General features: G+C 40.1%; 22 protein-coding genes. 12 read left to right on the top strand and 10 right to left on the bottom strand.

Features of this window, described 5'->3' with window-relative positions:
* Positions 1-94 precede the first annotated feature (94 nt).
* Positions 95-577, bottom strand: coding sequence for a DUF456 domain-containing protein (locus L0657_RS01205; protein WP_235148512.1), 483 nt, complete (start codon positions 575-577; stop codon positions 95-97).
* Between the two features lie 227 nt (positions 578-804).
* Between L0657_RS01205 and L0657_RS01200 the strand changes: the two genes are divergently transcribed.
* Entirely contained in the window at positions 805-2,022 is a 1,218-nt protein-coding gene (locus L0657_RS01200) for a saccharopine dehydrogenase family protein (protein WP_235148511.1), read from the top strand.
* A gap of 150 nt (positions 2,023-2,172) precedes the next feature.
* Here L0657_RS01200 and folB read toward each other — a convergent pair whose 3' ends face one another.
* From folB to L0657_RS01185, 3 genes are all read right to left on the bottom strand, one after another.
* Positions 2,173-2,523 (bottom strand): dihydroneopterin aldolase, encoded by a 351-nt coding sequence (gene folB, locus L0657_RS01195; protein ID WP_235148509.1) that lies wholly within the window; start codon positions 2,521-2,523, stop codon positions 2,173-2,175.
* A gap of 6 nt (positions 2,524-2,529) precedes the next feature.
* Positions 2,530-3,501 carry a DivIVA domain-containing protein gene (locus L0657_RS01190; protein WP_235148508.1) on the bottom strand — a complete coding sequence of 324 codons (972 nt, stop codon included), beginning with the start codon at positions 3,499-3,501 and terminating at the stop codon, positions 2,530-2,532.
* A 102-nt stretch (positions 3,502-3,603) separates the two neighbouring features.
* Positions 3,604-4,506 (bottom strand): WD40 repeat domain-containing protein, encoded by a 903-nt coding sequence (locus L0657_RS01185; RefSeq protein WP_235148507.1) that lies wholly within the window; start codon positions 4,504-4,506, stop codon positions 3,604-3,606.
* Between the two features lie 184 nt (positions 4,507-4,690).
* Here L0657_RS01185 and L0657_RS01180 point away from each other — a divergent pair, with 184 nt between their 5' ends.
* Positions 4,691-5,326, top strand: coding sequence for a 4'-phosphopantetheinyl transferase superfamily protein (locus tag L0657_RS01180; RefSeq protein ID WP_235148506.1), 636 nt, complete (start codon positions 4,691-4,693; stop codon positions 5,324-5,326).
* On the opposite strand, the gene L0657_RS01175 is transcribed toward L0657_RS01180, so the two are convergent.
* Positions 5,323-6,177: a transglutaminase-like domain-containing protein gene (locus tag L0657_RS01175; protein WP_235148504.1), complete on the bottom strand. Its 855-nt coding sequence runs from the start codon at positions 6,175-6,177 to the stop codon at positions 5,323-5,325. The two genes, L0657_RS01180 and L0657_RS01175, sit on opposite strands and share 4 nt — an antisense overlap.
* A gap of 213 nt (positions 6,178-6,390) precedes the next feature.
* On the opposite strand from L0657_RS01175, the gene galE reads away from it, so the two are divergent.
* The 7 genes from galE to L0657_RS01140 all read left to right on the top strand — a co-directional run bounded on the left by galE (position 6,391) and on the right by L0657_RS01140 (position 13,366).
* A complete protein-coding gene (galE, locus tag L0657_RS01170) occupies positions 6,391-7,410 on the top strand; it encodes a UDP-glucose 4-epimerase GalE (RefSeq protein WP_235148503.1) in 1,020 nt (339 codons plus the stop codon).
* On the top strand, positions 7,407-8,462 hold the full coding sequence (rfbB, locus tag L0657_RS01165; protein WP_235148501.1) for a dTDP-glucose 4,6-dehydratase: 1,056 nt from the start codon (positions 7,407-7,409) through the stop codon (positions 8,460-8,462). The genes galE and rfbB overlap by 4 nt, the downstream gene beginning before the upstream one ends.
* Before the next feature lie 103 nt (positions 8,463-8,565).
* Positions 8,566-9,432: a glucose-1-phosphate thymidylyltransferase RfbA gene (gene rfbA / locus L0657_RS01160; protein WP_235148499.1), complete on the top strand. Its 867-nt coding sequence runs from the start codon at positions 8,566-8,568 to the stop codon at positions 9,430-9,432.
* A gap of 94 nt (positions 9,433-9,526) precedes the next feature.
* Positions 9,527-10,171 carry an O-methyltransferase gene (locus L0657_RS01155; protein ID WP_235148495.1) on the top strand — a complete coding sequence of 215 codons (645 nt, stop codon included), beginning with the start codon at positions 9,527-9,529 and terminating at the stop codon, positions 10,169-10,171.
* Between the two features lie 35 nt (positions 10,172-10,206).
* Positions 10,207-12,432 carry a LysM peptidoglycan-binding domain-containing protein gene (locus L0657_RS01150; protein ID WP_235148493.1) on the top strand — a complete coding sequence of 742 codons (2,226 nt, stop codon included), beginning with the start codon at positions 10,207-10,209 and terminating at the stop codon, positions 12,430-12,432.
* 15 nt (positions 12,433-12,447) lie between these two features.
* Positions 12,448-13,044 (top strand): DUF3109 family protein, encoded by a 597-nt coding sequence (locus tag L0657_RS01145; RefSeq protein ID WP_235148490.1) that lies wholly within the window; start codon positions 12,448-12,450, stop codon positions 13,042-13,044.
* Complete coding sequence (locus L0657_RS01140; protein ID WP_235148489.1) at positions 13,001-13,366, top strand: MGMT family protein; 366 nt, start codon at positions 13,001-13,003, stop codon at positions 13,364-13,366. The genes L0657_RS01145 and L0657_RS01140 overlap by 44 nt, the downstream gene beginning before the upstream one ends.
* Before the next feature lie 72 nt (positions 13,367-13,438).
* On the opposite strand, the gene L0657_RS01135 is transcribed toward L0657_RS01140, so the two are convergent.
* From L0657_RS01135 to L0657_RS01120, 4 genes are all read right to left on the bottom strand, one after another.
* A complete protein-coding gene (locus L0657_RS01135; protein ID WP_235148488.1) occupies positions 13,439-13,837 on the bottom strand; it encodes a hypothetical protein in 399 nt (132 codons plus the stop codon).
* Positions 13,838-14,075: 238 nt separating this feature from the next.
* Positions 14,076-14,654 (bottom strand): hypothetical protein, encoded by a 579-nt coding sequence (locus tag L0657_RS01130; protein WP_235148487.1) that lies wholly within the window; start codon positions 14,652-14,654, stop codon positions 14,076-14,078.
* Positions 14,655-14,921: 267 nt separating this feature from the next.
* Complete coding sequence (locus L0657_RS01125) at positions 14,922-15,410, bottom strand: GtrA family protein (protein ID WP_235148486.1); 489 nt, start codon at positions 15,408-15,410, stop codon at positions 14,922-14,924.
* A gap of 94 nt (positions 15,411-15,504) precedes the next feature.
* Complete coding sequence (locus L0657_RS01120) at positions 15,505-16,962, bottom strand: sodium:solute symporter (protein WP_235148485.1); 1,458 nt, start codon at positions 16,960-16,962, stop codon at positions 15,505-15,507.
* Between the two features lie 107 nt (positions 16,963-17,069).
* Between L0657_RS01120 and L0657_RS01115 the strand changes: the two genes are divergently transcribed.
* The 3 genes from L0657_RS01115 to L0657_RS01105 are packed head-to-tail and all read left to right on the top strand — an operon-like array spanning position 17,070 to position 18,731.
* Positions 17,070-17,345, top strand: a complete 276-nt coding sequence (locus L0657_RS01115) for an ATP-dependent Clp protease adaptor ClpS (protein WP_235148484.1) — start codon at positions 17,070-17,072, stop codon at positions 17,343-17,345.
* A 35-nt stretch (positions 17,346-17,380) separates the two neighbouring features.
* On the top strand, positions 17,381-17,995 hold the full coding sequence (recR, locus tag L0657_RS01110) for a recombination mediator RecR (RefSeq protein WP_235148483.1): 615 nt from the start codon (positions 17,381-17,383) through the stop codon (positions 17,993-17,995).
* 25 nt (positions 17,996-18,020) lie between these two features.
* Positions 18,021-18,731: a superoxide dismutase gene (locus L0657_RS01105; protein ID WP_235148482.1), complete on the top strand. Its 711-nt coding sequence runs from the start codon at positions 18,021-18,023 to the stop codon at positions 18,729-18,731.
* A 175-nt stretch (positions 18,732-18,906) separates the two neighbouring features.
* Here L0657_RS01105 and L0657_RS01100 read toward each other — a convergent pair whose 3' ends face one another.
* Entirely contained in the window at positions 18,907-20,253 is a 1,347-nt protein-coding gene (locus L0657_RS01100; RefSeq protein WP_235148481.1) for a tetratricopeptide repeat protein, read from the bottom strand.
* Positions 20,254-20,453 lie beyond the last annotated feature (200 nt).

Raw genomic sequence — 20,453 nt, 5'->3', positions numbered from 1 at the left:
TTTAGGTTAAAAAGAAATCCTTGCGGCTTTGCTGCAAGGATTTTTTATTATTCAATCAAAAAGAAATACATAAATTTAATTGATTGTCAGGACATTAAATGAATTTCCAGAGTTCTGAAACCGCATAACCGATCATCACCAGGCATAGAATTACTTTTATAACGATTCCGGTTAAAAAACCTACGAAAGAACCGATTGCCGATTTAAATGCAGAATTTAGTTTTGATCCTCCGATTAATTCTCCAATCAAAGCGCCAAGAAATGTTCCGATGAACATACCGATTGCCGGGATAAAGAAAAATCCTACGACCAATCCGACCGTCGCACCGATCGCTCCATATTTAGTACCACCGAATTTCTTCGTACCCCATATCGGGATGTAATAATCAAGAACAGCAATAACGATCGTTACAAAACCAAGCGTATAAAGTACCGTATTGCTGAATTCCGCGAATTTACTGATATGCAACAGAACAAGTCCGGCAAAACTTAATGGTGGCCCAGGCAACGGCAGCACGGCTCCGGCCAATCCGGTAAGCAGACAGGCGATCCCGGCAATTAAAAGTAAAATATCCATGGCAGTGCTGTTAATTTAATGATGAATTAACAAAAAAACATTTGGTCGTCCTATCTTTGCGGTTGAAAAGGCGGTTGATCTTAGCATGTACGCATTTGCATAAATTGATCAGATCTGTTGTTCGAAGTTTGTAGAAAGGTGTGGTCAGGCACTGAAATATATTAGGCATCCCGATTATCGCTGATTTACACGTTCAAAAATTCACCCAATTATCATTAAAATAAAACATGTCCAAAGTTCTTATTATTGGTGCCGGCGGCGTCGGAAGTGTAGTGGCGCATAAATGTGCATTGAACAGCCATGTATTTACGAGCATCATGCTAGCGAGCCGCACAAAATCAAAGTGCGACAAGATAGCTGGTGAAATTAAAGAAATGCACGGAGTTGACATCGAAACAGCTCAGGTTGATGCTGATATCGTTGCTGAAACTGTGATGCTTATCAAACGCTTCCAGCCAAAATTGTTGATCAATGTTGCTTTGCCATATCAGGATCTTACGATCATGGAAGCCTGCCTTGCAACGGGTGTACACTATCTGGACACTGCCAATTACGAACCAAAGGATGTTGCCAAGTTTGAATACAGCTGGCAATGGGCATATCAGCAACGTTTCAAGGATGCTGGTCTGATGGCATTACTAGGATGTGGTTTTGACCCGGGCGTTACTCAGGTCTTCACTTCTTATGCCAACAAACACTTTTTCGACGAAATGCACTATCTGGATATCATCGACTGTAACGCCGGTGATCACGGAAAAGCTTTTGCAACTAATTTTAATCCTGAGATCAACATCCGCGAAATCACCCAGCCAGGCCGCTATTGGGAAAATGGCGAATGGGTTGAAATCGAAGCGATGTCTATTCATAAACCGATTGAATATCCGGGAATCGGACCGAAAGAGAGTTATGTTCTTTACCACGAAGAGCTTGAATCTTTGGTAAAAAACTTCCCGACTTTGAAACGTGCACGCTTCTGGATGACGTTTGGGCAAGCTTACATAACGCACCTAAATGTGTTGGAAAACGTAGGAATGACAAGCATCAAGCCAATCAAGTTTAATGGTATTGATATCGTTCCGTTGGAATTCCTGAAAGCAGTACTTCCTGCGCCGGATTCATTAGGAGAAAATTATTCCGGACAAACTTCAATTGGTTGCCAGATTAAGGGAATAAAAGACGGTGAAGAAACTACTTATTATGTTTGGAATAACTGTGACCACGCTGCTTGTTACAAAGAAGTGAAAGCGCAGGCGGTGAGTTATACAACCGGCGTCCCTGCCATGATCGGTGCAATGTTGATGCTTACCAACGAAGAATGGATGAAACCAGGCGTTTGGAACTGCGAAGAACTAAACCCTGATCCATTCATGGAACATTTGAATACACAAGGCTTACCATGGAACGAAAGAATCAATGTTCCGCTTCCACACGAATATCCTGCATAAGGAGGAAAGTAAAGATTAAAACCAAAAGAGGTCAACACCGGGTTAAACCCCAAGTTGACCTCTTTTATATTTATAGTCAGTAATTTATTTTATCTCAAAACATCCGACTCCATCATTAACCCTTAATCATTAACAATTAACCATTAAAAGTTATCCCTCCATCGTGATCGTAGCCCGCGTACATACTCCTCCTATGGGTGGATTGAACTTTGAAACTCTTACTGTGACCATTTGAACATCCGGATAATGTTCTCTTACACTTGAAATTACCTTAAAACCGATATGCTCCAATAGTTTCGCAGGTTCCTGCATTACTTTGGCGGCAATCTGATATAACGTTTCATAATTTACCGTCGCGCTTAACTTATCCTTGGCCGCAGCTTCGATAAAATTCGTGTTGATGGTGATATCAAGCGCATATTTATTTCCGATTCTTTGCTCTTCGGGATAGTAACCGTGGTAAGCAAAAAACTCTAAGCCTTCTAATGAGATCGTCCCCAATGTAAATTATATTTGGTCAAAAAATGATCCGCCTGTGCTTTTTGGTACAGAAGATTCCTGAGGTTTTTCTCTAAAAGTGTTCGCCGCTTCTCTGACAGGCTGAGGCTCCCGGGATTTCCGCATTTCCTCAACCATTTCAAGTGCCTTACCAGCAGGGCTCAAATCTTTCTCACGAACGACAGGAACCGGCGTTTCTTCGACAATTTCTTCAACGACCATTACCGGCTCGACAATTTCTTCGACTTCTACTTCTTCAATTACAGCAACGGGTTCTTCAACCAGCTCCTCTTCGTAGACAATTTCCAAAGGAACGTCCGGAGTTTGTTCAACCTGCGCAACTGGCTCTTCGTCGACGGACTCAGGCATCACATATTGCTGAACAGGCGTACCTTTTTTCGGAATCTCGATTTCAGCGACATGCTGTTTGATCTCATCCATTTTATTCAGTACCGATTCCTTGTCGTATTTATTTTCAAAACGTTCAACGGTTTCGATTGTGTTATTGGCAAGTGATGCGAGCTGGACAACCAGATTATCCCTGAAATTTTCAATCGCACGGAAATCACGCTCCTGATTTCTAATTTCAAGCGCAAAATCTTCCTTGAATTTCTTCAAGCGATTTTCGGTTTCCTCAATGATCTGATTTGTCCTGTTTTCAGCTTCTTCAACCAGACTATTCGCCTGAATTTTCGATTCTTCAATCCTTTTTTCAGCAGATTCTATTGCTTCCTTTTCAATTTGCCGACTCACATCCTCAGCTGATTTCAACGTACGGAAAAGCGTCGATTCTATATCTTTTAACTTGCTAAGTTCTTTTTCTGCATATTCCAACTGCATTTTCAACATGCTGTTTTCACTGGAAAAACGCTCCCATTCCTGCGACAATGAGTTAAGAAATGCATCAACCTCATCGGGGTTGTAGCCTCTGAAAATTTTTTCAAACGTATGTTTACGTATGTCTATTGCCGAAATTTTCATGATGGATATATGCGTTAAATTATAATTCGTAACAGTCGTCTAAGATAAAGACATATCCTGTACATTTCAAAGTATTTGGTATAATTACACTTTTAAGCCATATTATATGGCGATTTCCCAGACCGAAATCATTCGATCGTCACTGCAAGACACAAGCTGATTTTCGTAATCCGTCCATAACAATTTGTTGACCGAAGTGGCATGACCGGCTAATCTTGACCGGTCAATTATTTTTTTCAGCCTGAAAGTTCCTGCGTCCCATAACTTGATTGATTTATCCATACTGCAGGTTGCGAAAAACTTTCCGTCCGGACTGAAAGTAACATGATTGACGGCATACATATGCGCTGCAATATCCGTCACCGGCTCATAATGGTTAAAAACGTCCCAGATTTTAACATGGGCATCACGCCCCGTGCTAAACAGAAAATTCCCATCCGGAGAATATTGAACGGAAAAAACGGAATTAGTGTGTGCAGAAATTGTCTTTTTTAATTTAAATCCGTCGAAATCGAAGATATTAACATTAAAATCACTGTCGCCGACAGCAAATTCTCCTGTTTTTTCATTAACAGAAATTGACCTGACACTTTTGTTTGAAACTTTGATATGCTTTTGTACGGCAAGCGTTGGCACGTCCACTACTGCAATCACGCCGTCACCCAAAGCCAGCAACGCTTTGTTTTGCCATATTTTTATTTCAAAAATAGCAGAGGAGGTTACTTTTGAAGTGTATTCAATCTTGTTATTAATGGTATCAAGAATCTGGATTCCTTCAAAATTCTGACCAATCCAGAGAAATTGGCTGGCATGATCGAAACAAAGTGCGTACACGGAAACGCCCGCTCGTGCAACCAGTTTCCCCATATCTGGTTTTTTTAAATCCCAATCGATCACAAATCCATCACCTCCGGCAGAATAAAAACCGTGGGACGAATTATTCGAAATAATTGTATAAACACTGTCACGGTGCCCGGAAAAAGTATCTACTTTGCTAATTATCATTTCTTTGAGCTTTTAGCCGCCGGCTATCAGCAATTAGTATTATAAACAGTAAACTGTCTTTGTAAATTTATATAAAAATTAAGTCGTCTTTTGTAAAATTAAAAGATTACGAAAACTGACTTTTTATTACGACACCGATTGAGCCGAACTCTAATGCTAAATGCTCGATCTAAACAGAATAATTATGCCCCTCGTTCATTCCGAAAAGATTGAAGAGACTAGTACCTTACTACTCTGGAAATTGACAGAAACAGAAGAAGAACTGCATCAAAGTTTAGGTTCTTCTTACAATTCGGAGGATTTTGAGACAATTTCACATCCACAAAAAAAGCGTGAATGGTTGGCAAGCCGTATTTTAATCAAAATTCTGGTAGAGCAATTTGGATTCAGTTACGAAGGAACACATAAGGACGAACACGGGAAAGCGTTTTTAGTCAATAACGCGTCTCACATTTCCATCACCCATACTTTTGATTATGTAGCTGCTGTCATTAATCCTTCGGCACCCGTCGGCATTGATATGGAAAAAGCTGACCCAAAGCTTCAGCGAACTTCTTCAAAATATCTTTCTGAGCCGGAATTTGAACATGCAGAAAATGAACTTTCCACGCTCTGCATGTACTGGTGCGCAAAGGAAGCGATCTACAAATTATACGGGAAAAAGAAAATCAGTTTTAAGAACTCAATTTATATTAATCCGTTCCATAACTTTCAAAAACTCATTCAAGGTGAATTAACAGATGACGACGATGGTCTGAAAATACATTCTCCTATTCATATCCGCTGGTTTGAAGATTACTGCCTTGCGGTATCCATTTAAATACTATCGTCCTCAAAAGTTTCCAGCGTGGAGCGCAAAATATCTTCTATCTCCTTGATTTTTTCCTGCTCTCCTGTTTTTTCATAAGACAAAATCAGGTTCCGAAGTACACGCTGAATGATTTCAAGGTTGGTACATGGCTGATAAAAAATATCTTTTGGCTTTATATTCAACTGAGCGATATAGTGGTCAATATCGGTTTTGGAAAAAATAATTCCGCGGTTAAACACATTGATATAAAACTGCGTGTTTTCACCTTTATAAGTCAATACAAATAAATTCGGTAGGTTCACACCATAAACCGGCAGCCCGAGTTTTCTCGCGATCAACAAATAAATCACACACAACGTAATTGGATTACCTCTGCGATTTTCCAAAACAACATTAATCATGGAATTTGATGGCGAATGAAAACTTTTCGTGTTTGCCGCAAAATTCATTGTTCCAAAGAAAATACTATTGATCCGTTTGATCTGGTCAATCGGATTCATTTCCTCCTGAAACTGTATCCAAATATCATAATAAAGCTGCTCAACCGTAGTTTTCAGGTTTTCCAGCGAAAGCTCGGGATAATGATAAGTTGACAAAATCCACATTCCTTCCAGTAAATCAAGACCACCGCCATTTTTCCAGGCTTGCAATCTTTCGTTCATGATACTCAATTGCAGCTCATGAATCAGTTCTTCCAGCTTCCGTTGCAGGATTGGATTAAAGCTTTCTTCCCATTCTGTTTCTAAAAACGGAATGACGTTTCCACCTAATGATAAGATCTTCCCCTCAACGTGCTGAATTACTTCATGATCCTCGTCATCAAGCAATGATATCAGCGCTTTTATTTCTCTCTTGTTCATTTTCTGTCGAATCTGCTTTTAACAACCAACGGATAAATAAAAACATTTTTTTTTTATGGACGTCAAATTTTCTACTTTTGCCCGGAAAAAAATTGTATTTTGAATAGGCTCTTTTTAGTCAATATTTATTCGAATTATAGTTTTAGGAGTGTCAAATGAATCTTTTAAATACAATTTTCATACTTACCACCTATTCTTTATAAGATCATTCCTATGAAAATTCTTGTTACCGGCGGCGCTGGTTTTATAGGTTCACACACTGTTGTAGAACTTCATGAGGCAGGATTCGAACCTGTTATTCTTGACAATCTCTACAATTCAAATCGCGAAGTACTCAACGGAATTAAAGGCATTACGGGAAAAGATTTCCCCTTTTACGAGATCGATTGTAATGATATCGAAAAAGTAAGAGCTGTTTTTGAAAAGGAAAAATTTGACGGAGTTATTCACTTTGCGGCCTTTAAAGCAGTCGGCGAATCAGTAGAAAAACCGCTTGCTTACTACGAAAACAATATTCTTTCTCTGCTTGTGTTACTAAAAGTAATGAAAGAATATAATGTTGACAAATTTGTATTTTCGTCTTCCTGCACAGTTTACGGCCAACCGGATGCGCTGCCAGTTACGGAAAGCACGCCACGCAAACCTGCTACGTCTCCCTACGGAAACACGAAAGCAATAGCCGAGGATATCATTCGTGACCACGTTCATGCGGCACCTGGAATCAAGGCCCTTTCACTACGCTATTTTAATCCAATCGGGGCTCATAAAACTTCCTTAATCGGCGAATTGCCAAATGGCGTCCCGAGCAATCTTGTCCCTTTCATTACGCAAACAGCAGCCGGACTACGTAAATCTCTAACCGTTTTTGGAAGCGATTACGATACAGCCGACGGTACCTGTGTGCGTGATTTTATTCATGTGGTGGATCTTGCAAAAGCCCATCTTAAGGCACTTATTCTTTTGGATGAAGAAAAGGAAAAAAATTACTACGATGTATTTAATGTTGGAACAGGACAAGGTTATACGGTTTTGGAACTTATAAATACCTTTGAAAAAGTAACCGGCGTAAAACTAAATTATTCAATCGGTCCCCGTCGCGAAGGTGATGTAGAGAAAATTTACGCCCAGTCAGACAAAGTAAATTCCATAATGAAATGGACGGCAGAAAAAACCATGGCAGATGCACTACTTGACGCGTGGAATTGGCAATTAAAAATTACACAAACAAAATGAAAAAAATATTAATCACAGGCGGTGCCGGCTTTATTGGTTCACACGTAGTTCGCAGATTCGTAGTTCATCATCCTGAGTACCACATTTATAATCTGGATGCCCTGACTTATGCAGGTAATTTGGAAAATCTTCGCGACATCGAAAACGCGCCGAATTATACATTTGTAAAAGGCGATATCGTTGATGCTGAATTCATTGACAAACTAATTTCTGAGAATGATTTTCATGGAATTATTCACCTTGCAGCTGAAAGTCATGTAGACCGTTCCATTTCTGATCCGATGTCATTTGTAATGACCAATGTCGTTGGAACAGTTAATTTGCTTAACTCAGCAAAAAAAGCCTGGAAAGAAAATCTTTCAGATCACAGATTTTACCATGTTTCAACTGACGAGGTATATGGTGAATTACATGATCCGGGAACGTTCTTTACAGAAACGACAAGTTATGATCCCCGTTCTCCATACTCTGCTTCGAAGGCCTCTTCGGATCATTTTGTGAGAGCATACCACAATACTTACAATCTTCCGGTTGTAATCTCAAACTGCTCGAATAACTACGGACCAAATCATTTTCCGGAAAAGCTTATTCCGTTGATGATCCATAATATTTTACAAAGCAAACCGCTTCCTGTTTACGGAAAAGGTGAAAATGTTCGTGACTGGCTTTTCGTAGAAGATCACGCAATCGCTATTGATACTATTTTCCACAGCGGCAAAAACGGCGAAACCTATAACATTGGCGGCCATAACGAATGGAAAAACCTGGATCTGGTTCTTTTGTTATGCCGGGTTATGGACAAAAAACTGAACCGTGCAGAAGGTGAAACTGAAAAATTGATCACTTACGTGACAGACCGCGCAGGCCACGATCTGCGTTATGCAATTGATGCAACGAAGCTTTCGGAAGAATTGGGATGGAAACCATCGCTTCAATTTGAAGAAGGTTTGGAAAGAACAGTTACATGGTATCTGGATAACCAGGAATGGCTAAACAACGTCACTTCAGGCGAGTATCAAAAATATTACGAAGGCATGTACTCCACAAGATAGTTTGTAAGTTTGAAGTCATTAACCTTATAGTTTAGAACATTTTGAACGGATAAGGCCAACAAATCATCCAGGCATCAACTATACAAACATTGAAAGTTAAAAAATGAAAGGAATTATTTTAGCCGGCGGATCCGGCACAAGACTTCATCCGCTTACTTTGGCCGTTAGTAAACAGCTTATGCCAGTTTATGATAAGCCAATGATTTATTACCCTTTGTCTATATTAATGCTGGCAGGGATTCGTGAAATTTTGATCATTTCAACGCCACACGATCTGCCACATTTCGAAAAACTTCTGGGCGACGGAACCCGCCTTGGCTGCACGATCAGTTATGCAGTTCAGCCAAGTCCGGACGGGCTTGCGCAGGCATTCATCATTGGAGAAGAATTTATTGGTAATGATAAGGTAGCGTTGATTCTTGGTGATAATATTTTCTACGGATCAGGTCTTTCGCAATTGCTTCAATCAAACAACGATCCGGACGGAGGTGTTATTTTCGCATACCAGGTCCATGATCCTGAGCGTTACGGTGTTGTTGAATTTGATAAAGATTTCAATGCGCTTTCTATTGAAGAGAAACCGGAAATACCAAAGTCAAACTATGCTGTTCCGGGCTTATATTTTTATGATAATGACGTCGTACAAATCGCGAAAAGTATTCCGCCTTCTCCAAGAGGAGAATTGGAGATTACGGATGTGAACCGCGTTTATCTAGAAAAAGGCAAACTGAAAGTTGGCGTCTTGAACCGTGGAACTGCATGGCTGGATACGGGTACTTTTGAATCGTTAATGCAGGCCGGCCAGTTTGTACAGGTGATTGAAGAACGTCAGGGTTTAAAAATCGGATGTATTGAAGAAATTGCTTACCGTATGGGCTATATCAATGTGGAGCAATTGAAGGAAATTGCTAAACCGTTGGTTAAGAGCGGATACGGAAAATATCTTCAGGGCTTGGTTGCTCACTTATAAATTTAAGGTATAAAGCAGTTGGTCGTTTGAAGAGTAAAAACTTCAAGGCCAACTGCTTTTACAATTCATAATAGTAAAAAAACGCATTCACTAAATGAAGTTTCTGGCAGAGGAAATAGAAGCGTATTCCGAAACTCATACTGAGAATGAAAACGAATTGCTAAAATCTCTAAACAGAGAGACGCACGCGAACGTACTTAATCCGCGGATGCTTTCCGGGCATCTGCAGGGACGTTTTTTATCCATGATTTCCAGGATGGTACGTCCTGAAAAAATCTTAGAAATCGGTACTTACACCGGTTATTCAGCACTTTGTCTTTGTGAGGGTTTACAAAAAGATGGAAAACTAATTACCATCGATATCAACGAAGAACTGGAAACTTTGACGAGACGGTATTTCGACAAGTCTGAATTTGCTGACCAGATCGATTATATCATTGGAAATGCAGTTGACATCATCCCGACTTTAAGCGATACTTTTGATCTGGTGTTTATGGATGCGGATAAAATTAACTACATTTCATACTTCAACCTATGTCTTGACAAAGTAAGACCAGGCGGATTTATTCTTGCGGACAATGTCCTATGGAGCGGAAAGGTCTTCGATAAAGAATTAAAAAAAATTGATAAGGATACGCAGGCATTAATGGATTTCAACAAAATGATGCAGGAAGACAATCGTGTATCCAATGTTTTGTTACCGATCCGTGATGGACTGATGATTCTTCAAAAACTGTAATTCACAACATCAAACAAGCCAAGCTTTCACTATTTATGAACAGAATTCCCAGCGCATACTTTAAACTGACCACACTAATACTATTGATTTTTGTTCAGGTAAATCTGGCAAAAGCGCAGACTCCAGAGATCCCACCGAGCGTTCTTTTTGGTGGAATTACAGTGAAATTTGACCGCAATGCTCAAAACCTGATCGAAGAGGATATCAGAAGCCTGATGTCAAACAAAAAGTTCTGGGAAGAAAAACTCGACCGGGCAATTTTATATTTCCCAATTGTTGAAAGTATATTGATGGACGAAGAAGTTCCTATCGATTTTAAATATCTGGCTGTGCAGGAAAGTTCTTTCAAACCTGACGTCGTGTCAAGTTCAAACGCTGTTGGTTTCTGGCAATTCAAACCGGAAACCGCGATCGAGTTGAATTTGAGAGTTGACAAAGATGTTGACGAAAGAAAAAATATCAGTTCATCCACACATGCTGCTGCCTGGTATCTGAAAAAAAATAATCAACAGCTCAACAACTGGGTTTCGGCCTTGTATTCTTATTACCAAGGAGTTGGTGGGGTCAGAAAACTTGTTCCTGCTAACTGGGCCTATGCGCGTGAAGTGGTTTTGACTGGAAAAACAGACCGTTATATGCTTCGTTTCTTCGCACATAAAATAGCACTTGAAGCTGGTCTGGACAGATACCGTTCGGCTAATAATATGGTTCTTATCGAGTCTGAATATGGAAAAGGAAAAACTTTTGCTGAAATCGCAAAATATCTTGAAATTTCAGAAGGTGATCTTAAAAGTTACAACCGTTGGGTAAGTGATAACAAAATCCCTACGGACAGAGAATATTTATTGACAGTTCCGGTAGCAACAAATCAGGTGGCATTTGTTCGCTCAAAATTATCATTGCCTGAGCAAACGGAAACTACTCAGACTACTCCAACGCTTGCTTCCACGAGTTCAACTTCCGATGCAACCGGATTTCCAAGCCTGAAAAAATCCGGAGCTCCGTCCAACGATAAAGGTGGTTATTCGTTTTTTGAAATTAATGGCCTTCCGGGTATTGAGGCGCGCGCTGGAGATACTGACAAGTCGCTGGCAAGTGCAGGGAAACTAAGAACAGCGAAGTTCAGAAGATTTAATGATCTGACTGCTGACATGCCTGTCATCCCGGGAAATATTTACTATCTGGCCAAGAAAAACAAGAAAGCTGCAACGCCATTTCACACAGCAAAAACCGGAGATTCATGGCAGAGTATTTCGCAACAGTATGGCTTGCGTTTAGTAAATCTTTTGAAATACAACCGGACAATCAGCAAAACATATCCGATACAAACTGGCCAGGTGGTTTGGTTAAACAAAAAACGTCCGAAAAACCAGCCTGTCGAAATAATTAAACAAAAACCGGAAGAACAAGTTACCGAGCCTGCAATTGCATCAGCTCCTTCAAAAACGCAGCCATCGGCAACGAACGATATTCCTGCGAACGCCGCTGGCCGTAAAAAATATACGCCTGTGCTGGTTGATAAAAACGAAAGTAGTATCGCGAAGGAAAACCAGGCTTTTCAGCCAGGTGTTACTCCTGCTGCTCCCGCAACAAGTGCTCCTGCAAAAACTGTTGAAGTGCCAGTTGTGGCCTCAAAACCTTCAACCAATACTAACGACCGCGTCGTAATTATTACGCAGGATGGAAACGACGGTTCTTTCAAACCAGCTGATGAACCAAAAGAACCAACGGCAAGACCTGCTGCGAAGCCAGCTCAGAAACCTGTTGCGAGAAGATCAGCTGACGCAGATTTATTCTCCACTCCATCGGAAAATGCTTCAAGAACACCAGCTAATACGCAGCCAGTAGCCTTTGATAATCCCTTACCCCCAGTTAAAGAAAAGCCTGCGGTTACCTCAGCAAGAGAATCAAATGTGTTTCATACAGTGGAGCAGGGACAAACTTTTTACAGCATTTCCAGAATGAACAATCTCACTGTGAAAGAATTGCTGGCACTGAATAATCTTAATGATGTCGTAAAACTGAGTGTTGGACAAAAACTGATCGTTAAGAAAGCATCTGGTGTGGCTGCTACTTCGAAATCAGGAGCAGAAGTTGAAAGATCAGCAAACACATCCGGACCTAGAACGCATACCGTTGCAGCCGGCGAGACACTTTTCCGTATATCACAAAATTATCAGGTGAGTGTTGAAGAGATACAAAAACTGAACAAACTTTCTGGCAACACTGTTAAAGTCGGACAGAAACTTAAAATACCATAATAACAATATTTCACTGTGATACTTATTGATAATACATGCATCAGCGATGATATCGAAGACCAGCTTTTTGTTTGTAATCTTGACAAATGTTTGGGTGCATGCTGTGTGGAAGGAGATTCCGGCGCTCCGCTAGATACCGAGGAACTTGCAATTCTGGAAAGTATTTACTCCCAGGTTGAACCGTATTTGACAGAGGAAGGGAAAAAAGTAATCGCGGAGGAAGGTACTTACACGACAGACTTTGACGGAGATTATGTAACACCGGTGATTAACGGCCGAGAATGTGCTTATGCGATCTACGACGAGCGGAAAATTCTCAAATGTGGCATTGAGCAAGCATATAACGACGGAAAAATCGATTACAAAAAACCGATTTCCTGTCATCTTTATCCAATAAGAGTTACAAAATATGAACAATATCACGCACTGAACTACGACCGCTGGGATATCTGCAGCCCGGCTTGCAGTTTCGGCCAGCAGTTAGGCGTGCCACTTTATCAATTTCTTAAAGAACCTTTGATCCGTGCTTACGGACCAAAATGGTATAAGGAATTAACACAGGAAATAGATGAACGCAAAGAAGGTAGGAAAGGTACAGGAGCCCAATTCTAAAAATGACTTTTTTGACAATGTCTATGAGGTCGTGAGACTAATTCCGCCGGGACGGGTAACTTCTTACGGAGCTATTGCAGCATATCTGGGGTCAAAGCGAGGGGCCAGAATGGTTGGTTGGGCGATGGGAAACAGCCATACTCAGTATAATGTTCCGGCGCACCGCGTTGTTAACCGAAATGGTTTATTGAGTGCTAAAAATCTTTTCGAAACACCAACAGCCATGCAGGAAAGACTGGAAAGCGAGGGTGTGACTGTTAAAGATGACGTGGTTCAGAACTGGCAACAAACATTTTGGGACCCGGAAAAGGAGCTGCTATGATTACTACGATATAAATAAAACGGCTCGGTCAAAATTTTGACCGAGCCGTTTTGTGCTTCAGGGTGAGTGTTTTTAAAACACAACAATTTTCGAGCTAGTGGATGTGATCTCTACTCTCTTAGTAATCTTGGTATTTTTTCCCATTAACACAAAGAAGTAAGTTCCCTCTTCCATTCCCGTAAGATCAAATACCCGGCGGTAAACATCTTCGCTATTCTTTTTAAGCACTTCGTGGTAGACAACCTTTCCGTAATTGTCACGCAGAACAATATTTACGTTTGCATCAGGTATTTTGTCGATAGCAAGTTTTACCTTGTTCGTGTTCGCAAGACTGTAAAGTGAAGCGCCAAATGCAGCGGCAGCTTTGGTTTCTTTTTTCTCTGTGCCTTCTTCTTTTGCATAACTGAAAGATAAAGTTGACAAAGCTAATGTCAGAGACAGAACTAATTTCGAGATTGATGTAATTTTCATGGCTAATTCTTTTTAATGATTTAACATTCCATATCGTATGGTTGATTAAATACTAAAAATACTTGTGCCAAATTTAATTCTGTCGTGCCGAACCACCGCTACATATTAATAAACTACTGAAAATCAATTATTTATGTAGACTTTCAATATTAAAATGTCTATTAGCTTATGGAAAAAGACTGTTCATAACCGAACAAAATTTTCCGATAACGAACATTTTTAAATTTAAAAACGAATATCAGATTTTGTTCTTGCCTCGGCTTTCGTTTGCAATTTTCTGAATCATTGGTAATCTGCTTGCGGGGATGAGATTTTTATAATCCCAGAAGGCGGAGACACAAACAATTTTCCACTGTCCGTCGATCTTCTCCATAAGTCTTACCTCTTTGCTGTGGTGAAAGTTTTTTTCGGGTTTATCGCTATTGAATTGGTCCCAGGTGAGATAGGCAACATTATCGCCATAAAATTTGTACCTCATATTTTTCCGTTCCACTTTGGGGTGACTTGAAAGCGGTTCAGGATTTTCGGTGATATAACGCCCGATCTGTTTATTTATATCAGCCCAACCTACATTAGAATCGAAGGTACCGTCGTCATTGCTCCACGCCTGAAATGCGTAATCCGTTTGCGCATAATTCGACTTCCAGGCTTCGTAGTCTCTTGCAAAGAAAGATTGGGTTTCTTTTTCAATTGTTGCGTTGATCGCTTTTTTTTCATTTTCGAAATTTGCAGCCTGGGCAGCTTCGTCTTCCTTGGCGTCTTTGGAGCAGGCTAAACAAAATAAAGTGCCAATTAGAACTAATGATATTACTTTCATAGTCTTGAAATTTAAATTGTTAATTGTTACGCTACGGTTCTCTTATATAATTCATTGGGAATTCAATTTTTATTAAATTCCCAGAATAAATAACTCCTTACGGAAAGAAAGATACACTATTTATAGAATTAAAACAAGATAAAAAATGCTTATTTTAACATGGATTTGATATATTTTGGGAGAAGATCAGTCAAAAATTCTTGCACGAAATAATTGATTATCCGCGCTAAATACTCTGACAATTATTTTGCGGTTAAAAGAAGGAATTTACTTGTTAAGCAGGCTTTTAAGTCTGTCATAAAAGCCGGTATCATTAAAAGTAAATTTTTTGTGCAGAATGTAATTACTGGAAAAACTTATTCCCATACACGCAAGTTGGCTGAATAACTTGTTGACATCTACCAGCTTGATTGAAAATGGTATTTTAACCTTATACTCCCCGACTGTAAGAAGTGTTAGCTGGTACAAAGCATCGGAACCATAAACAGTGATACAGAAAGAAAGCACAGTTACCAAAGAGAACTTTATCATTTCCCGATGGCTCTTGGATTTATTTTTAGTGTTAAAGGCGAAAATTTTAGTCAGGAAAAAGCCAGCAACGGATGCTACCAAATAGCCCAGCGTAAGGGATTGTACATAGGAAATTGCGAACCAGTCTTGCGCAAGTGTGCCAATAATGAGCTGAATTAATGCTCCGGTCGAGGCGACCAAAAAATATGCAAATATGTCCCTTGTATTAAGTAATTTGTTTTCCATCAGGCTAATTAAAGATCCCCGTGGCTTAAAACGGGATATTTGTTGGCTGTATTTGCTCTGTTTCATTTGATACAGAGCAAATACAGTTTAATTGTTAGACAAGGCGCTTAGACTTAGAATCTGTCAGAAGCCATAGTCCTATGAAGGTAATTAAGCCATTGATGATTAATCGCTCAAATCCGAATTTATAACCGTTAAACCATAACTCGGAATTGTCATTGATATAATAAGTAAGAATCGGCGCAATGATACAAACGATCGGAACCCAGCGATCTAATACCGGTCGTTTTAAAAATAACCCGAAGGTAAATAATCCAAGTAATGGACCATAGGTATATCCAGCCAAATCAAATATCGCAGTGATCACCTCCTTATTGTTCATTCGATTGAAGATCAGGATAACAATATAGAAAAGCACAGAAAATCCGATATGCACCCAAAACTTGATACTGGATCTTTTCGCTTCCGGTTTCTTTTCAATCTCCATGAAATCAATACAAAAAGCGGTTGTTAAGGCCGTAAGTGCTGAGTCCGAACTTGCATAGGTCGCAGCAGTTATACCTAATAAAAATGTTATTCCGACGGCCAGACCTAAATGATTCAAAGCAAGCATCGGGTAAAATTCATCTGTTCTTGCTGTTACAGGTATTCCTTTCGCTGACGCATATACGTACAACAACGCTCCTAATGATAAAAACAAGAAGTTGACCACGACTAAAACCGCAGTGAACCAGAACATATTTTTCTGAGCTTCGCCGATATTTTTACAAGTTAAATTCTTCTGCATCAGATCCTGATCCATCCCGGTCATCACGATCGCAATAAATACGCCGGCAAAAAACTGCTTCCAGAAATTTTTAGAATCGTTGATATCCCAATAAAAAACTTTTGAATAACCACTGCTCTGTACGGTATTCCAAACATCAGATATTCCATGTAAATCGAGTTCCCGGGATACCAGCACGATTGTTAGAATCACCGCTGTAATTAAGAAAAAGGTTTGCAGTGTGTCTGTTACAATAATTGTTTTTACGCCCCCCTTGAAAGTATAAATCCAGATCAAAAGGATCGTTATAGCCACTGCGACTTCAAAAGGAACACCGAGTGGCTTGAACAGCGCAATTTGCAAAACCTGAGCCGCAACATATAAACGGACAGCAGAGCCAACGGTACGGGACAAAAGGAAAAATGCCGAGCCGGTTTTATAAGACCAAAATCCAAAACGCTGTTCGAGATAAGAATAAATGGAGATCAGATTTAGCCGGTAATAAAGTGGCATCAGCACAGTACCAATGATAACATAACCTAAAATGTAACCGATGACAACTTGAAAATACGAAAACTGTATATTAGCAACTGCACCGGGAACGGAAATAAAAGTAACACCAGACAAGGATGTGCCGATCATCCCAAAAGCGACTAAATACCAGGGAGACTGACGGTTAGCGGTAAAAAAAGTATTGGTATCTGCGCCGCGCGAGGTGTAGACAGACACCGTAATAAGCATTGCAAAGTAGACGACAAGAATAATTAAAGAGACATACGGATTCATTCACCAGCAGGTTTTAGGAATACTTGAATATTAAAAGAGGTAATAAAAGGCTTCGAATAATCTCCACTTTTGATTAGATTTGCTAAACAAACAGAAAATTGGTTGTTATGCAAGTGCTGATAGATACAGAAACGGAAATTCTGGAAAAAACGGTGGAAACCGATATAATGAAACTGGTCGTTTACAACGATGAAGTTAACACATTTGACTGGGTTATAGACACTTTGGTAGAAGTTTGCAAGCATTCAAGCGAGCAGGCGGAACAATGTACATTAATTATACATTATAAAGGTAAATGTTCCGTTAAAGAAGGTGAATATGACGAGCTGACGGGTATGAGGAATGAAATTTGCAGGAGAGGTATTTCAGCAGAAATTCATTAATCACAAACCGCCGGTTACTTACATTATTGCTACACATGAATTATCCGTCCCGTCTTATTGAGGATGCAGTCAGTGAAATTTCCCGGCTTCCCGGGATTGGTAAAAAGACAGCATTACGTTTAGCATTACATCTGCTGAAACGGGATGAACAACAAACCCGCGGACTTTCAGAAGCGCTTTTAAAAATGCGCACCCAGACTTGTTATTGTGTTCAATGCCACAATATTTCGGATGAAGCGTTATGCAACATCTGCAAAAACCCCAAAAGAGATCCATCCATTATCTGCGTTGTTGTCGACACACGGGACGTTCTTGCTATTGAAGCCACGAGCCAGTTCAAAGGTTTATACCATGTTTTAGGAGGAATTATTTCACCACTTGAAGGTATTGGTCCATCCGATCTGAATATTGATTCTTTGTTGAAAAGAATTGAGAATGCTCCGGCAGACGAAAAGGTCCAGGAAATAATTCTGGCACTAAGTCCGACAATGGAAGGTGACACGACTGCTTTTTATCTACAAAAAAAGCTCAAACCCAGCGCAGTAAAAGTGAGTACGATCGCAAGGGGAATCCCGATCGGCGGAGATCTTGAATATGCTGATGAAATAACACTTGGACGCAGTATCGTCAGCCGGGTGGCTTACGATTGATTGTATATTTAAAATCATATCAACTATGAATAGAACAGATTTTTTGCGCACCCTGGCCGGAAGTACTTTGGCGGTTGGTGCACTTGCTGATTATGCATTCGCAGAAACTGCATCAGGAATATTAATTGAAACTGCCCCTTTCAAACAAGCTCCCCTGCCCTACGATTTTGGAGCACTGGAACCAAGCATTGATAAAATGACCATGGAAATTCACTACGGCAAGCACCATGCTGCTTATGTGAAAAACCTAAATGACGCAGTAAAGGGCACAGAATACGAAAAAAAGTCGCTTGAAGATATCATTAAAGTTGCCGGAAAAGCGCCAGCTGCAATCCGCAATAACGGTGGAGGACACTGGAACCATACTTTTTTCTGGGAAGTAATGGGCGCTGGAAAAGGCGGAGCTCCCAAAGGCGCTGTTGCGGATGCAATTAATGCCCAGTTCGGTTCTTTTGATAAATTTAAAGAGGCATTTGGGAAAGCAGCAACAACACGTTTCGGCTCCGGCTGGGCCTGGTTGACGGCAAAAGGTGGAAAATTAGAAATAAGCTCTACGCCAAACCAGGATAATCCGCTAATGGATATTGCCGAAGTTAAGGGGACACCAATTTTAGGGCTGGATGTATGGGAACATGCCTATTATCTGCACTACCAAAATAAACGCCCGGACTATATCGCTGCTTTCTGGAATGTCGTAAACTGGGATAAGGTAGCAGACAATATGAAAAAAGCGTAATATTAATTGTTAATGATCAAGGGTTAATGATCAATTGTTAAGTATTGAGACCTAGGATAAGGGACAATTTTCCTCGGCAGAACATTGATATTTATTAGACAGTCATTAACCCTTGACAATTTATCATTAACAATTATTAATTAACCCTTAATCATTACCCATTAACCCTTAACAATTAATTACAGTAAGTGCTGATCACCTTATAAGACGGCATGTATCCAAGCTCTCCCGATCTGCTCAAATCAAGGCAGCCTTCATTTACTTCTCCGAGACTGTGTTTAATTATACCTCTCAGATAAAACGCCTCAGGAAAATTCGTCTTTAACTTGATTGAACTGCTAAAATCCAGTACCGCGCCCATTTGATCTCCGATCGAAGATTTTATCAGTGCGCGGGAAAAATAAGCATCTGCATAAGTTGGGTTCAATTCAATTGCTGTACTGATATCCAGCAACGCACCTCTGCTATCTCCACTTTTCGATTTGCTGATTCCACGAACAAAATACGCTTCTGAGCGTTCGGCTGTTAGAACATCTATTTTTACATGTTCTTTCACCTGATTTCTTAACTCATCCAAAATCGTTTTAGTAATCGGGCCCGTATACTGAATTTTCTTCGGATCGGCGACATAAGTATTTTTGAGCTCAATCGCTTTCGTCAAATCCAGAATCGCTCCTTTTTGATCATTCAGTTTATTTTTTGAATAACCTCTGCCATAATATGCCTGAAAATTTTCCGGTTCCAGCTGCAACGTTTTATCGTAATCAGAAATAGCTCCTTTATAATCTTCTATTTTATTTTTGGCAAAACCTCTTTTATCGTAATAATTACCTTCATTTGGACTCAGTTCTATTGCTCTTGTAAAATCTGCGGCAGCACCTTGAAAGTCGTTCAGTTCGATTTTGGCAGCACCTCTTCCCGCATAAGCTCCTGCACGTTTCGGACTCATCTCAATGACTTTCGAAAAATCTGCCAGACTGCCGGCATACTCGTGTAAATATTGCTTGCAATTTCCCCTGGCATAATATGCCGACACATCACTCGGATCAAGTGTCAATGCCTTGTCCAAATCCACCATGGCGTTACGGTGATTATTTAGTTTGGCATAACTTACACCGCGGTTATAGTAAGATTTTGAATCATCCGGATTTAATTCTATTCCTCGTGTGTAATCCTGAATGGCAGCGCGATAGTCGTCCTGCATACTTTTGCTCACACCGCGGCTTTGATAATAAAGTGCTTCCTTGGGATTGATTTCAATGGCGCGGTCATAATCCAGAATAGCACCTCGGTGATCTTTTAAATTGGCTTTGGCAAGACCCCGGTTGAAAAAACTTGGCGCATGTTCAGGATTAATGGATATTACGACGCTATAAGCCTGCAAAGCGCCGGAAAAATCACTGGCCCGGGCTTTTGCGTTTCCTTCTTCAAAATACTCTGCGGCAGACCGTTGCCCGAAACCGAAAATAGGGAAAAATAAAACAGCAGTTAAAAGTAAAACAGGTACAAGTTTAAAGTTCATGAATGTATAGTTTTTCAATACGAAGGATTTTTGGTTATTCAATAATCGCATAAAAGTATTCAAATTCCGTTTGAGCATCACAAACGGGTGCAGTATTTTTTAGACAACAATATGTAGAATTAATATCTGTTATAATATTCTTACTTTTACACATAGAGTTCTTTCTAACACTCGCTATGTTAAACCATTACAATCATTCA

The sequence above is a fragment of the Dyadobacter sp. CY345 genome (assembly GCF_021502725.1).
GTDB lineage: Bacteria > Bacteroidota > Bacteroidia > Cytophagales > Spirosomataceae > Dyadobacter.
The sequence above is the reverse complement of the archived record's forward strand: the minus strand, read 5'-3'. Positions and strand labels throughout refer to the sequence as shown.